The organism is Enterococcus sp. DIV1937, assembly GCF_050535975.1.
Lineage (GTDB): Bacteria > Bacillota > Bacilli > Lactobacillales > Enterococcaceae > Enterococcus > Enterococcus faecalis.
Genome location: NZ_CP172909.1, coordinates 1,497,371 through 1,510,088, shown reverse-complemented (window position 1 = coordinate 1,510,088; position 12,718 = coordinate 1,497,371). Strand labels below are relative to the sequence as shown.

Sequence of the window (12,718 nt, the reverse complement as noted above, 5' to 3'; positions counted from 1 at the left end):
GGAAGCGCGTATGTATTTTGTCAAAGTCTATGTTACGTATAAAGAATCAATTTTGGATCCCCAAGGTGAAGCGGTTAAGGAAGCAGTCCATCGGCTTGGTTTTACAGAAGTAGCCGAAATCCGTGTCGGTAAGTATTTTGAAATGCACGTCCAGCAGACAGAAGCAATTGAAGAGAAAATTGAACAAATTTGTGATCAACTATTAGCCAATGTAAATATGGAATCCTATCGTTTTGAAATTTTATCTTTGGAGGAAATTTAAATGAAATTGGCAGTGATTGTTTTTCCAGGATCCAATTGTGATGCAGACTTATTGTGGGCTGTCAAAGAGGTGATGGGCGTCGATGCAGAATTTGTCCGACACGATGCCACTTCTTTAGCAAAATTTGATGGCGTATTGTTGCCTGGTGGTTTTTCTTATGGCGATTACTTACGTTGTGGTGCAATTGCTCGGTTTTCGCCAATTATCAATGAGGTGATTCGCTTTGCTACAGAAGGCAAAATGGTTTTTGGTACTTGTAATGGCTTTCAAATTTTAACAGAAATTGGCTTACTTCCTGGCACGTTGCTAAGAAATGATTCGCTTCGTTTTATTTGTAAAAGTGTCCCATTGAAAGTGAATACGCACACAAAGTTTACAAGCGAGTATCCTGAAAATGTTTCGATACATTTACCAGTAGCGCATGGCGAAGGGAATTACTATTGTGATGAAAAAACGTTGCAAGAGCTGAAAGAAAAGAACCAAATTGTTTTTACGTATCAAGAAAAGGTGAACGGTAGTCTTGCGAATATTGCTGGTATTTGTAATGAACAGGGCAATGTTCTAGGAATGATGCCTCATCCGGAACGAGCGATGGAAGAATTGTTAGGTTCAACAGATGGACGCAGCTTTTTTGCTTCAATCATTAAAAACTTTGGAAAGGAATTAAGCCAATGATGAATGAACCAACACCAAAAGAAATCAAGGAGACACGGTTGTATGCAGAATGGGGACTAACAGATGAAGAATATCATCAGATTGAGACCATTTTACAAAGAGAACCTAATTATACAGAAACTGGCTTATTCTCCGTGATGTGGAGTGAACATTGCTCTTACAAAAATTCCAAGCCCGTTTTAAAAAAGTTTCCGACGGAAGGGCCACAAGTGCTTCAAGGCCCTGGTGAAGGAGCTGGGATTGTCGATATTGGTGACGGATTAGCTGTTGTTTTTAAAGCAGAGAGCCATAATCATCCTTCTGCAGTAGAACCTTACGAAGGAGCAGCTACAGGCGTTGGTGGAATTATTCGCGATATTTTCAGTATGGGGGCGCGGCCGATTGCTTTACTGGATTCGCTAAGATTTGACGAACTGACGGATGCACGAACACGTTATTTGTTTCAAGAAGTTGTGGCGGGGATTAGCGGTTATGGAAATTGTATTGGTATTCCAACCGTTGGCGGCGAAATTGCTTTTGAGCCATGTTATCAAGGAAACCCACTTGTCAATGCTATGTGTGTGGGATTGATTCGTCATGATGAGATTCAAAAAGGCCAAGCAAAAGGCGTCGGAAATAGCATTCTTTACGTAGGTGCGAAAACAGGACGAGATGGAATTCATGGTGCGACCTTTGCTTCAGAAGAATTTAGTGAAGGTGAAGAACAGCAACGATCTGCGGTACAAGTAGGTGATCCGTTTATGGAAAAATTATTATTGGAAGCTTGTCTTGATTTAATCAAAAATCATCAAGATATTTTAATCGGCATCCAAGATATGGGGGCGGCTGGCTTGGTTTCTTCAAGTGCTGAAATGGCATCAAAAGCAGGTTCAGGCTTGATTCTAGAGCTAGATAAAGTTCCGCAGAGAGAGACGCAGATGAGCCCCTATGAAATGCTCTTGTCTGAGTCCCAAGAACGGATGTTAATCTGTGTGGAAAAAGGAGCAGAACAGCAAGTTTGTGAATTGTTTCAAACATATGACTTAGAAGCGGTAACGATTGGATCCGTAACAGATGATGGACAGTATCGTGTCTTTCACAGTGGCAAAATAGTCGCAGATGTACCAGTAGATGCTTTAGCAGAAGAAGCACCTGTTTACCAGAAAGCCTATCAAGAACCAGAACGGATGCGTGCTTTTAAAAAATTAGCGCCCTTCATTCCAGAAATTACGAATAGTACGGAATTATTAAAACGCCTATTGCAACAGCCAACGATTGCATCGAAAAAATCAGTTTACGAAACCTATGATAGTCAAGTACAAACGAATACAGTGGTGCAACCAGGAAGTGATGCAGCTGTTTTAAGAGTGCGGGGCACCAATAAAGCCTTAGCAATGACGACAGATTGTAATAGCCGTTATTTGTATTTAAATCCTGAAATTGGTGGGCAAATTGCGGTTGCAGAAGCAGCCCGTAATATTGTAGCAAGTGGAGCACAACCTTTGGCTATCACTGATTGTTTGAATTATGGTTCCCCTGATAAACCAGAAAGTTTTTGGGAATTATGGACGTCGGCGGATGGAATCGCCGCAGCCTGCCGTCAGCTAGGAACACCCGTGATTTCAGGGAACGTCTCTCTTTACAATGAAACAGATGGTCAAGCCATTTATCCAACGCCAATGATCGGCATGGTGGGAGTGATTGAAGATGTTTCACAAATTACCACACAAGCGTTTAAACAAGTGGATGACTTAATTTATCTCATCGGTGAAACCCACGCAGATTTTAACGGCTCAGAAATTCAAAAAATGCAACTGGGGCGAATTGAAGGGCAATTACGCTCATTTGATTTAAAAGAGGAAAAAGCAAACCAAGAATTAGTTTTAAAAGCAATTCAAGCAGGCCTAGTTGCTAGCGCGCATGATTGCGCTGAAGGTGGCGTTGCCGTTGCTTTAGCCGAGTCGGCTTTTGCTAACGAACTGGGGTTACAGGTGACACTGCCATTAAAAAAAGAATATCTATTTGCGGAGACGCAATCCCGTTTTATTCTTTCAGTTAGTTCCCAGCATCAAGAAGCATTTGAAACACTTATCGGAAGAAAAGCTCAACATATTGGGAAAGTGACTGAAACTGGTTTGATCATTCATGCGTTAGATGATGTGATCAATTGTTCAACAAAAGAAGCCAAAGCCTTATGGGAGGATGCGATTCCATGTCTTATGAAGCAAAAAGCTTAAATGAAGAGTGTGGTATTTTTGGTATTTGGGGTCATCCTGATGCGGCACAAGTGACCTATTTTGGCTTACACAGCTTGCAGCATCGAGGCCAAGAAGGCGCGGGAATTGTGGCGAACAATTCTGGGAAATTAGATGGCCACCGTGATTTAGGTTTATTAGCAGAAGTATTTCAAAAGCAAGAACAACTGAATGCGTTAGAAGGAACGGCGGCTATTGGTCATGTACGCTATGCAACCGCTGGTACGGGTAGCGTGGATAATATTCAGCCATTTTTATTTAAATTTTATGATAGTCAAATTGGGTTAGCACACAATGGCAATTTGACAAATGCCAAGCGTTTACGAAAACAACTAGAAAGAGAAGGAGCTATTTTTCATTCCAATTCAGACACTGAAATTTTAATGCACTTGATTCGAAAAAGCACTGCTGCCTCGTTTCTCGATAAATTAAAAGAGAGCTTGAATTTGGTTAAGGGTGGCTTTGCTTATCTTTTATTAACAGAAACGATGATGATTGCTGCACTGGATCCCAACGGCTTTCGCCCTCTCTCCATCGGACAAATGAACAATGGGGCGTACGTTGTCGCATCCGAAACGTGTGCATTAGAAACAGTTGGGGCTCGCTTTATTCAAGATGTGGCGCCTGGTGAAGTAGTCATCATTTCTGATGAAGGCTTGAAAATAGAGGTTTTCACTACGGAAGTCCAACCGGCGATTTGCGCAATGGAATATATTTATTTTGCACGACCAGATTCAAATATTGCTGGAGTTAATGTGCATACAGCTCGTAAAAGAATGGGGAAGAACTTGGCAATCGAAAGTCCAGTCGCAGCTGATATGGTAATTGGGGTACCAAACTCGTCATTGTCTGCAGCTAGCGGCTATGCAGAAGAAGCACGGATTCCTTACGAACTAGGTTTAGTAAAAAATCAATATGTCGCTCGAACATTCATTCAGCCGACACAAGAATTAAGAGAACAAGGTGTCCGTATGAAACTATCGGCAGTTCGTGGCGTGGTCAAAGGAAAAAAAGTCGTTTTAGTAGATGATTCGATTGTTCGCGGGACCACTATTCGGCGCATTATTCATTTATTAAAAGAAGCAGAAGCGCAAGAAGTTCATGTCAGAATTGCTTCACCACCATTAAAATATCCGTGTTTTTATGGCATTGATATACAGACGCGGGACGAACTAATTGCGGCAAACTATTCAATTGAAGAGATCAAAGAGCAGATTGGCGCAGATTCGCTGGCTTTTTTGAGTGAAGCAGGGCTGATTGATGGGATTCAATTAAATTATGATGCTCCTTATTCTGGGCTGTGTATGGCTTACTTTAATGGAGACTATCCAACGCCTTTGTATGATTATGAAGAACAATATCAAGCATCCTTGAAAAAAGAAACTAGGAGGAATTGACATGGAAAATGCCTATTCAAAAGCTGGCGTAAATGTTGAGGCAGGATACGAAGTAGTGGAACGAATTCAAAAGCATAGCCAAAAGACACAACGGACGGGAACGTTGGGCATGCTTGGTGGTTTTGGTGGTTGTTTTGATTTAAGTAGTTACAAGCTTAAAGAACCAGTTTTGGTATCAGGAACGGATGGCGTAGGCACAAAGTTACTCTTGGCAATTGAAGAACAGAAACACGAGACAATCGGAATTGATTGTGTAGCAATGTGTGTCAATGATGTCGTCGCACAAGGCGCCGAACCGTTATATTTTTTAGATTATTTAGCGTTAGGGACCGTTAATCCAGCTAAAGTTGAAGCAATTGTTGCGGGTGTTGCGGCTGGCTGTTGTGAGGCGAATGCAGCCTTAATTGGGGGCGAAACAGCTGAAATGCCTGATATGTATGAAGCAGATGCTTATGACGTGGCTGGTTTTGCCGTGGGTATTGCTGAGAAAAGTCAACTCTTGACTCCAAGTAACGTAAAAGAAGGCGATTTCTTGATTGGTCTTCCTTCAAGTGGTCTTCATTCTAATGGTTACTCTTTAGTAAGAAATGTTTTTTTTAAGAAACATTCGTTTAAAACAACGGACAAGCTTCCAGAATTGGCACCCAAAACGTTAGGGGAAGAATTATTAACACCAACAAAAATTTACGTCAAGGAATTATTGCCATTGTTAAAAGCAGGACTCGTGCATGGGGCTGCGCATATTACTGGCGGCGGGTTTTTAGAAAATCTACCAAGAATGTTTTCTTCCGCATTAGCTGCAGAGATTCAATTAAATAGTTGGCCAGTGCTACCAATTTTTAAATTGATTCAAAAATACGGTGAAATTCCACCTGAAGAAATGTATGAAATTTTCAATATGGGCTTAGGGATGATTTTAGCGGTGAGTCCAGAGCATGTTGAAAAAGTTCAGGAGCTTTTGCCAGAAGCTTTTGAAATTGGTCGTTTGGTACCTAGGAAAACGAAAGCCGTTATTTTTAAGGAAGCCTTATGAAGATAGCTGTTTTTGCATCTGGCAATGGTAGCAATTTTGAGGCGATTGCTGCAGCTTTTTCCCAGAAAAAAATTGCAGGGCAGTTGAGCTTAGTCTTTTGTGACCAGCCTGAAGCCTATGTATTGACCCGTGCCCAAAAACGCAAGATTCCCGTTGTTTGCTTTTCACCATCTGATTTTCCATCTCGTGGGCAGTATGAAGAACAAGTATTGAAACATTTAAAAGAGCATCAGATCGATTTAATCGTGTTAGCTGGTTATTTGAGAATTATCGGCAAGACTTTACTGGAGGCTTATCCAAAGAGAATCGTCAATATTCATCCTTCTCTGTTACCTAGTTTTCCAGGTCTTCACGGAATTGAAGAGGCATTTCATTATGGAGTGAAAATAACAGGAATCACTATCCATTATGTTGACTCTGGGGTTGATACAGGACCGATTATTTTCCAAACAACCACCAAGATTGATACTGAAGATACATTGGACACATTAGCAGAGAAAATTCATGCTCTTGAGCACGAATGGTACCCAAAAATAATTTCACAAATTGTAAAGGAGACAATGAAATGACCAAAAGAGCATTGATTAGCGTTTCAGACAAAACAGGAGTGACAACATTTGCAGCAGGCTTAGTTGCAAATGGTTTTGAAATTATCTCCACTGGGGGTACAAGGAGTGTCTTAGAAGAAGCGGGGGTACCGACACTTGCTATTGACGACATCACTGGCTTTCCAGAAATGTTAGATGGCCGTGTCAAAACGTTACATCCGAATATCCATGGCGGACTTTTGGCAAAAAGGGGAAACCAAGCGCATCAAAAAGCACTGACTGAACAAGGCATTCAATTTATTGACCTTGTAGTAGTGAATCTTTATCCATTTAAAGAAACAATTTTAAAACCAGCGATCTCTGAAGCAGAAGCGATTGAAATGATTGATATTGGCGGTCCTAGCATGTTACGTTCAGCGGCAAAAAATTATCAAGACGTAACAGCAGTGGTTGATCCTAGTGATTATGAACAGGTATTAAGTGAAATTAGCAGCACTGGAACTAGCCAGTTAGCCACTAGAAAAAGATTAGCAGCAAAAGTCTTTCGTCATACCGCTGCTTATGACGCGCTTATCGCTGACTATTTAACGACGCAAGTGGGTGAAACTGAACCAGAGAAACAGACGCTTACTTATGAACGTAAGCAAACATTGCGTTATGGCGAAAATAGCCATCAACAAGCCACCTTTTATCAATCCGTTGTACCTGTATCATTATCCATTGCTTCCGCTCGACAACTTCATGGCAAAGAACTGTCATATAACAATATTCGAGATGCTGATGCAGCACTCCGGATTGCTAGCGAGTTTACAGAACCTACGGTCGTCGCTGTTAAACATATGAACCCATGTGGAATTGGAACAGGAAAAACGATTTTGGCATCCTATCGTCAGGCATTTGAAGCAGATCCAGTTTCAATTTTTGGTGGCATTGTTGTTTTGAATCGTCCAGTGGACCAAGCGACTGCGGCTGAAATGCATCAAATCTTTTTAGAGATAATTATTGCGCCTAGTTTTGAGGAAGAAGCTTTGGCACTGTTATCTCAGAAAAAGAATCTTCGTTTGTTAACGTTAGATTTTCATGCTCAAGAAAAAAAAGCGGTGGAATTAGTTTCTGTTATGGGCGGGTTATTAATTCAAGAACAGGATACAGTTGTTGAAAATGACCAAGCATGGCAAGTTGTTACAGAGCGCCAACCCACACCAGCTGAAAGAGACGCATTGAACTTTGCTTGGAAAGCAGTCAAGCATGTAAAATCAAATGCTATTGTTTTAGCCAATGAAAGCCAAACGGTGGGGATTGGCGCTGGTCAAATGAATCGAATTGGTTCAGTAAAAATTGCAGTTGATCAAGCCCAAGCAGCTGGAAAATTACAAGGGGCCGTCTTAGCAAGTGATGCCTTTTTCCCCATGGCAGATAGCGTGGAATATGCTGCACAACATGGCATTCAAGCAATTATTCAGCCAGGCGGGAGCATTAAAGATCAAGCATCAATTGATCTAGCGAATCATTATGGTATTGCGATGATTTTTACTGGGACTCGTCATTTCAAACATTAATTTTTAAAGGAGAAACCGATGAATATATTAGTGATTGGGCGTGGTGGTCGTGAACATGCAATCGCCAAAAAATTACAGCGAGAAGACAAAGTCAAGACTGTTTATTGTGCACCAGGTAATCCTGGTATGAGTGGTGATAATATTCGGACTGTACCTATCAGTGAAGAGCAGCAAACGGAACTAATTCAATTTGCGAAGGATAATCAGATTGATTGGACATTCGTCGGACCGGAAACGCCATTAATTGAAGGGATTGTAGATGCCTTTCAAGCAGCGGGATTACTGATTTTTGGCCCGACAAAAGCAGCTGCAATAATTGAAGGTTCAAAAAGTTTTGCGAAAGATTTTATGCAAAAATACCAGATTCCAACGGCAGAATATCGGGTCTTTCGACGTTTGGCACCTGCCTTAGAATATATTGAACAGCAAGGAGTACCAATTGTTATTAAGGCAGATGGTTTGGCAGCTGGAAAAGGAGTAGTAGTTGCCGAAACAAAAACAGCCGCAAAACGGGCGCTAGTTGCGATGATGGAGGACCAACAATTTGGAGCAAGCGGTCAAACGGTTGTAATCGAAGAATTTTTGCAAGGAGAAGAATTTTCCTTAATGGCTTTTGTTTCTAATGAGAAGGTATATCCGATGGTGATTGCTCAAGATCATAAGCGGATTTTCGATGGGGATGCTGGTCCGAATACAGGGGGGATGGGGGCTTACACACCAGTGCCTCAGATTCCAGAAGAAGCGGTTCAGCAAGCTATTAGCCAAGTCCTGAAACCGACTGCTAAAGGAATGGTGGCTGAAAAACGTCCGTTTCAAGGGATTTTATATGCTGGTTTAATCCAAACAGCAACTGGCCCCAAGGTTATTGAATTTAATGCTCGATTTGGGGATCCAGAAACACAAGTTGTGTTGGCCCGTTTAGAGAGTCCCCTTTCAGAAATAATTTCTTCATTGCTGGTGAAAGAGCAACCAACGATTGCATGGAATGAGTTAGCGAGTGTTGGTGTTGTTGTAGCAGCAGAAGGCTATCCTAATCAATACAAGACAAATCTACCATTGCCCGAAATGTCTGGTGAAACCATCTATTATGCAGGGGTAACTCGTTCAGAACAGGCTCTGGTTTCGGCTGGCGGACGAATCTTTTTAGCAGAAGCAACTGCTTCGACTCTTGAAGAAGCCCGCAAAAAAGTTTATCAAACATTGGATAATTACTCATTTCCTGGAATGTACTACCGAAAAGATATAGGTGTGAAAGGCTTGATTTAGGATTTTCAAAAACAGAGGCAAGGACATTTAATCGAATGTTTCCTTGTCTTTTTTTTATTGCAAATTCAGATAGGGAGGCATAAACTGAAAGTATATCCATCATTAAACTAGAGGAGAAAGCTAAATTAATGAGAGAGAAGCAGATTGAAAAAGTTAGTCAGCGGTTGTTTATTGTTACAAGTATTTTAGCAGTCAGTTTACTATTATTAAGTGCGGTGGTCTATCCTGATTTACCAGCTCATGTGCCCATTTATGTGAATTTTTGGGACGAGGGTAATTCGTTTGGCCCAAGATATAGTATATTTATGTGGCCAACGGTCCTATTTGCCTTGAGTATTTATCAACGAAGTTATCAATCGGTACAACCATATGGTGGATGGCTGAAGGTGTTCTTAATCATTGTTAATCTTGGCGCTTTGTTTAGTATTCTGCGTCTATTTATTCATTTGTTGGTTTGAAAGGGTCGAAAGGTGAGAAAATGAGAAAGTTAATTTTGGTTTTTGTGGGCTGTGCCATGGCCTTTTGTTTATGGCCTAATCAAGCGGCGGCTGTAGCTGGTGGCTATGGCGGTGGACGTGTAGAAAGTCCTAGCGGGGGTAATCCCTCGAATGATTTTTCGCCAAGCGGTGATGGATCAAGAAGTTATGTTCATCATAACGAGACCGGGACCAGCAACACAACGCCACTGGAAGGCTTAATTTCAACAGTGTTTTTTGTTCTTTTTGGGGGCACGATGATTTGGCAAAGACGCCGTAGAAATCAACCAGTCGATGAAGGAGCTTTTCAAGAAATGTGGGCAGCATTACCTGGAACATCAAAAGAAAAAAAGGCACTCTTAAAAGAAATACAACAAACGTTTTTAGAAATACAACAAGCGTGGGATCAAGAAAACTTGTCTGTGGTCAAAGATAACTATACAGAAAAACTTTATCAAAAACATCTTGCAGTATTACAAGCAAATCAACAAGTGGGCATCAGAAATCATGTGAAAAAAGTGAAAGTAGCGCCAGCTTCGAATTATCATCATATTAGTGAAACGAGTTTTTCACTGATGCTTCATTTTTCTTGTATTGACTACGAGGAAGATACTCAAAGCGGTCGTGTTTTATCGGGATACAAGCATCAAAAACAATATTTTTCACAACTTTGGTATTTTGATTACAATCCATCTCTTGGAAAATGGCAAGCAGACTTCATTCAACCTAAAGGATAGTGCTAAAAAGCGCTTGGGGTTTAAATCCCAAGCGCTTTTTTATTCTTCGATGCGTTTTACAAGCTGTATTTTTTTATTTAATACGTAAATCAGGATACCGCCGACGGTCATTGAAAGAAGTTCACCAAGTCCAACGGTCAACCATGTGTACCAAAAAGGTAACTGATAAAAGAACGTTAAGGGTCCGGCGACAGTGAACATGGACAAAGCAAAAAGAATGGCCGTCAGCATTAGTTTAATCAATAAATTTTGCTGATTTTTTGTCGCAAAATAGGCAATCCATAAGACTGCGCACGTTCCAGCACTACCGATGACTATATCGATGATACCAAGAGGCGAAGCGGTGTTGGCAATCGCAACCCCTAACGTAATGGACCAGATATATCGCTTGTTAAAAACGCCTAAATAATTAAATAATTCGGCAAGACGAAGCTGTATCGGACCAAAACTAAGCGGAGCGAGAAGTACAGTGACAACGACATACAAAGCGGTAACCAGCGCCATTTTAGCCAACGCCGTAGCTGACCACGTACTGGTTTGTGGATTTGATGAATGATTCATTTAAGATTCTCCTTTATAAAACAACGACGTGTTTTAGTGATAACCATAACCAAAGGAAGGGCAGTAAAGCCAACTGAAGTGTTATGGTGTGAGTTGCCTCACTGTGTTACATGTTACTGAAGAACAGACACTCTGTAAAGTCTTTTTATTTCATGGTCCAACCACCATCAATGGTCATAACTGTGCCATGGATATAATCAGCGTCATCACTAGCTAGAAATAATGAAAGTTTTGCTACCTCTTGTGGCTGTGCCCAACGGCCCGCGGGTGTTTCACGTGCTACCCAAGCAGCCATTTCACTTTCTCCTGCAAAATCAGCTGCGTTCATGGGTGTTTGGATGGCACCTGGCGCAATCGCATTTGCTCGAATGCCTAATTTGGCATAATCGTAGGAAAGTTGTTTTGTATACCCGATGATTGCGTGTTTGGAGGCAGTGTACGCTGCGCCGCCGCCCCCAGCTACTAAGCCAGCGATAGATGCCATATTAACGATTACTCCTTTTTTTTGTTGGAGGAAATAAGGTAATATGGCATTGGTCACTAAAAAGACACTTTTTAAATTGGTTGCTAAAATTTGATCCCATAAAGCTTCTGAAGTTTCTAGAGAAGGGCGATAATCATCTAAAATACCTGCCGTATTTAATAAAATATCAATTTGGCCGTTGTTTTTCACAATTTGTTTCATCGTGGCTTGCACAAATGAGGGAGAAGACACATCACCGACAAAATAAGTAAACGACTTAGCAGAATCTGGGTCAACCAGTGCGGCTGTCTGCTTTAACCCCGTTTCGTCTAGGTCGATGCCAATAACTTCAGCACCTTGCTCAGCAAAGGCAATTGCTTGTGCTTGGCCAATCCCTGAAGCTGCACCGGTTACAAGCACCCGTTTTGTTTCAAATTCTTTTGGCATAAGAAAAACTCCTTTAAACATTTAAAAATTAAGGTCTGGAAGAACGAGCAATCGCCGTAATCTGCCAGACCTTATGTGTGTAGTTATGCTTCAACAATCACCCAATCTTCTGCTAAGACATCACAAGGTGTTGGTGAAAACATGCTGTAGCCTTCATCAGAAGTTTTGATTAAAAAATACGGGGTAACTTGTAAAAATTCACCTTCGGAGGTGCCAATTTCATCACGTAATTCAATAAAAAGTTCAAAACCGCTCCAGCCTTTACGTACGGCTTTTTTTCCTGCTTTAATCTGTGGCAATACTTCTTCAAATGTCATTTGCTTGTGCTCCTTTTTCGTTAAATGGTAGTTCGTGATAGCTCGTTGCGCCTTTTTCAATTGTCAACTGACCGTTAAGTAGATCCGTCATTTCAGCTATAAATGTTTCTGTTGCTTGTTCATCTACTAAACAAATTAACTGAATAGACTCTGTGTAAATAGTTTCTTTAAGCGTGTAGGGACTATGTTCTAAAAAGGCTTGGGCTTTTCCTAATAAAGGATAGGTGATCGTAATCAATAGTTCTTGTTGTAATTTGCCAATGACTAAACCAATTTCATCTAAAGTGTGGGAAAGAGCATGACTATATGCTCGGATTAAACCACCAGCGCCTAATTTTATTCCGCCAAAATAACGAGTGACAACAGCCACTACGTTGATTAACTCTTTTTTCTTTAAGACTTCCAGCATTGGAACACCAGCAGTGCCACTAGGTTCGCCGTCATCGCTGCTCCTCTGAATGTCATTTTTTTCGCCGATCACAAAAGCACTACAATTATGATTGGCTTTCCAATGTTCTTTTTTTATTGCGGCGATAAAGGCTTTTGCTTCTTCTTCTGATGTTACGCGCTTTACAGAACAGATAAACCGCGATTTCTTGATTTCAATCTCGCTGAAACCATCTTGTTTGACTGTAATATAGCTTTCTAACATATGGGTATCCTTTTCTCTCGTAATAAAGTCAGTATAAAAAAGAATCAACTGAATAGCAACTTTTTCTCTCATCTTTTTTGTGAGATTTTTT

General features: G+C 41.0%; 14 protein-coding genes. 10 read left to right on the top strand and 4 right to left on the bottom strand.

Going from position 1 to position 12,718, the window contains the following annotated elements; genetic code table 11:
* Window positions 1-10 precede the first annotated feature (10 nt).
* The 10 genes from purS to IGL13_RS07300 all read left to right on the top strand — a co-directional run bounded on the left by purS (window position 11) and on the right by IGL13_RS07300 (window position 10,187).
* Window positions 11-262: a phosphoribosylformylglycinamidine synthase subunit PurS gene (gene purS, locus IGL13_RS07345; protein WP_002357271.1), complete on the top strand. Its 252-nt coding sequence runs from the start codon at window positions 11-13 to the stop codon at window positions 260-262.
* On the top strand, window positions 263-937 hold the full coding sequence (gene purQ / locus IGL13_RS07340) for a phosphoribosylformylglycinamidine synthase subunit PurQ (RefSeq protein ID WP_002357272.1): 675 nt from the start codon (window positions 263-265) through the stop codon (window positions 935-937).
* The gene (gene purL / locus IGL13_RS07335) at window positions 934-3,153 is read left to right on the top strand and encodes a phosphoribosylformylglycinamidine synthase subunit PurL (protein ID WP_194180175.1); all 2,220 of its coding nucleotides are present in this window, start codon (window positions 934-936) and stop codon (window positions 3,151-3,153) included. Before purQ ends, purL begins: the two co-directional genes overlap by 4 nt.
* Window positions 3,129-4,568 (top strand): amidophosphoribosyltransferase, encoded by a 1,440-nt coding sequence (purF, locus tag IGL13_RS07330; protein WP_002401381.1) that lies wholly within the window; start codon window positions 3,129-3,131, stop codon window positions 4,566-4,568. Before purL ends, purF begins: the two co-directional genes overlap by 25 nt.
* A gap of 1 nt (window position 4,569) precedes the next feature.
* Complete coding sequence (gene purM, locus IGL13_RS07325; RefSeq protein WP_002360140.1) at window positions 4,570-5,601, top strand: phosphoribosylformylglycinamidine cyclo-ligase; 1,032 nt, start codon at window positions 4,570-4,572, stop codon at window positions 5,599-5,601.
* Window positions 5,598-6,170, top strand: coding sequence for a phosphoribosylglycinamide formyltransferase (purN, locus tag IGL13_RS07320; protein ID WP_002360141.1), 573 nt, complete (start codon window positions 5,598-5,600; stop codon window positions 6,168-6,170). Before purM ends, purN begins: the two co-directional genes overlap by 4 nt.
* Window positions 6,122-7,708: a bifunctional phosphoribosylaminoimidazolecarboxamide formyltransferase/IMP cyclohydrolase gene (gene purH, locus IGL13_RS07315; RefSeq protein ID WP_409360314.1), complete on the top strand. Its 1,587-nt coding sequence runs from the start codon at window positions 6,122-6,124 to the stop codon at window positions 7,706-7,708. Before purN ends, purH begins: the two co-directional genes overlap by 49 nt.
* Window positions 7,709-7,726: 18 nt before the next feature.
* Entirely contained in the window at window positions 7,727-8,974 is a 1,248-nt protein-coding gene (gene purD / locus IGL13_RS07310; RefSeq protein ID WP_002378400.1) for a phosphoribosylamine--glycine ligase, read from the top strand.
* 128 nt (window positions 8,975-9,102) lie between these two features.
* Window positions 9,103-9,432, top strand: coding sequence for a DUF1648 domain-containing protein (locus IGL13_RS07305; protein ID WP_002378399.1), 330 nt, complete (start codon window positions 9,103-9,105; stop codon window positions 9,430-9,432).
* A 20-nt stretch (window positions 9,433-9,452) separates the two neighbouring features.
* Window positions 9,453-10,187: a TIM44-like domain-containing protein gene (locus IGL13_RS07300; protein WP_194180173.1), complete on the top strand. Its 735-nt coding sequence runs from the start codon at window positions 9,453-9,455 to the stop codon at window positions 10,185-10,187.
* A gap of 39 nt (window positions 10,188-10,226) precedes the next feature.
* Here IGL13_RS07300 and IGL13_RS07295 read toward each other — a convergent pair whose 3' ends face one another.
* The 4 genes from IGL13_RS07295 to IGL13_RS07280 form a co-directional block, all read right to left on the bottom strand.
* Entirely contained in the window at window positions 10,227-10,748 is a 522-nt protein-coding gene (locus IGL13_RS07295) for a QueT transporter family protein (protein ID WP_002385866.1), read from the bottom strand.
* 145 nt (window positions 10,749-10,893) lie between these two features.
* Entirely contained in the window at window positions 10,894-11,679 is a 786-nt protein-coding gene (locus IGL13_RS07290) for a 3-oxoacyl-ACP reductase (RefSeq protein ID WP_002401380.1), read from the bottom strand.
* Window positions 11,680-11,741: 62 nt separating this feature from the next.
* Window positions 11,742-11,975, bottom strand: a complete 234-nt coding sequence (locus tag IGL13_RS07285; protein WP_002357284.1) for a DUF2829 domain-containing protein — start codon at window positions 11,973-11,975, stop codon at window positions 11,742-11,744.
* Window positions 11,965-12,627 (bottom strand): YigZ family protein, encoded by a 663-nt coding sequence (locus tag IGL13_RS07280; RefSeq protein WP_002378396.1) that lies wholly within the window; start codon window positions 12,625-12,627, stop codon window positions 11,965-11,967. The genes IGL13_RS07285 and IGL13_RS07280 overlap by 11 nt, the downstream gene beginning before the upstream one ends.
* Window positions 12,628-12,718 lie beyond the last annotated feature (91 nt).

Coding starts and splice junctions, on each gene's coding strand:
- purS (WP_002357271.1), top strand. CDS start 11: ATGTATTTTGTCAAAGTCTATGTTACGTATAAAGAATCAATTTTGGAT.
- purQ (WP_002357272.1), top strand. CDS start 263: ATGAAATTGGCAGTGATTGTTTTTCCAGGATCCAATTGTGATGCAGAC.
- purL (WP_194180175.1), top strand. CDS start 934: ATGATGAATGAACCAACACCAAAAGAAATCAAGGAGACACGGTTGTAT.
- purF (WP_002401381.1), top strand. CDS start 3,129: ATGTCTTATGAAGCAAAAAGCTTAAATGAAGAGTGTGGTATTTTTGGT.
- purM (WP_002360140.1), top strand. CDS start 4,570: ATGGAAAATGCCTATTCAAAAGCTGGCGTAAATGTTGAGGCAGGATAC.
- purN (WP_002360141.1), top strand. CDS start 5,598: ATGAAGATAGCTGTTTTTGCATCTGGCAATGGTAGCAATTTTGAGGCG.
- purH (WP_409360314.1), top strand. CDS start 6,122: ATGGTACCCAAAAATAATTTCACAAATTGTAAAGGAGACAATGAAATG.
- purD (WP_002378400.1), top strand. CDS start 7,727: ATGAATATATTAGTGATTGGGCGTGGTGGTCGTGAACATGCAATCGCC.
- IGL13_RS07305 (WP_002378399.1), top strand. CDS start 9,103: ATGAGAGAGAAGCAGATTGAAAAAGTTAGTCAGCGGTTGTTTATTGTT.
- IGL13_RS07300 (WP_194180173.1), top strand. CDS start 9,453: ATGAGAAAGTTAATTTTGGTTTTTGTGGGCTGTGCCATGGCCTTTTGT.
- IGL13_RS07295 (WP_002385866.1), bottom strand. CDS start 10,748: ATGAATCATTCATCAAATCCACAAACCAGTACGTGGTCAGCTACGGCG.
- IGL13_RS07290 (WP_002401380.1), bottom strand. CDS start 11,679: ATGTTTAAAGGAGTTTTTCTTATGCCAAAAGAATTTGAAACAAAACGG.
- IGL13_RS07285 (WP_002357284.1), bottom strand. CDS start 11,975: ATGACATTTGAAGAAGTATTGCCACAGATTAAAGCAGGAAAAAAAGCC.
- IGL13_RS07280 (WP_002378396.1), bottom strand. CDS start 12,627: ATGTTAGAAAGCTATATTACAGTCAAACAAGATGGTTTCAGCGAGATT.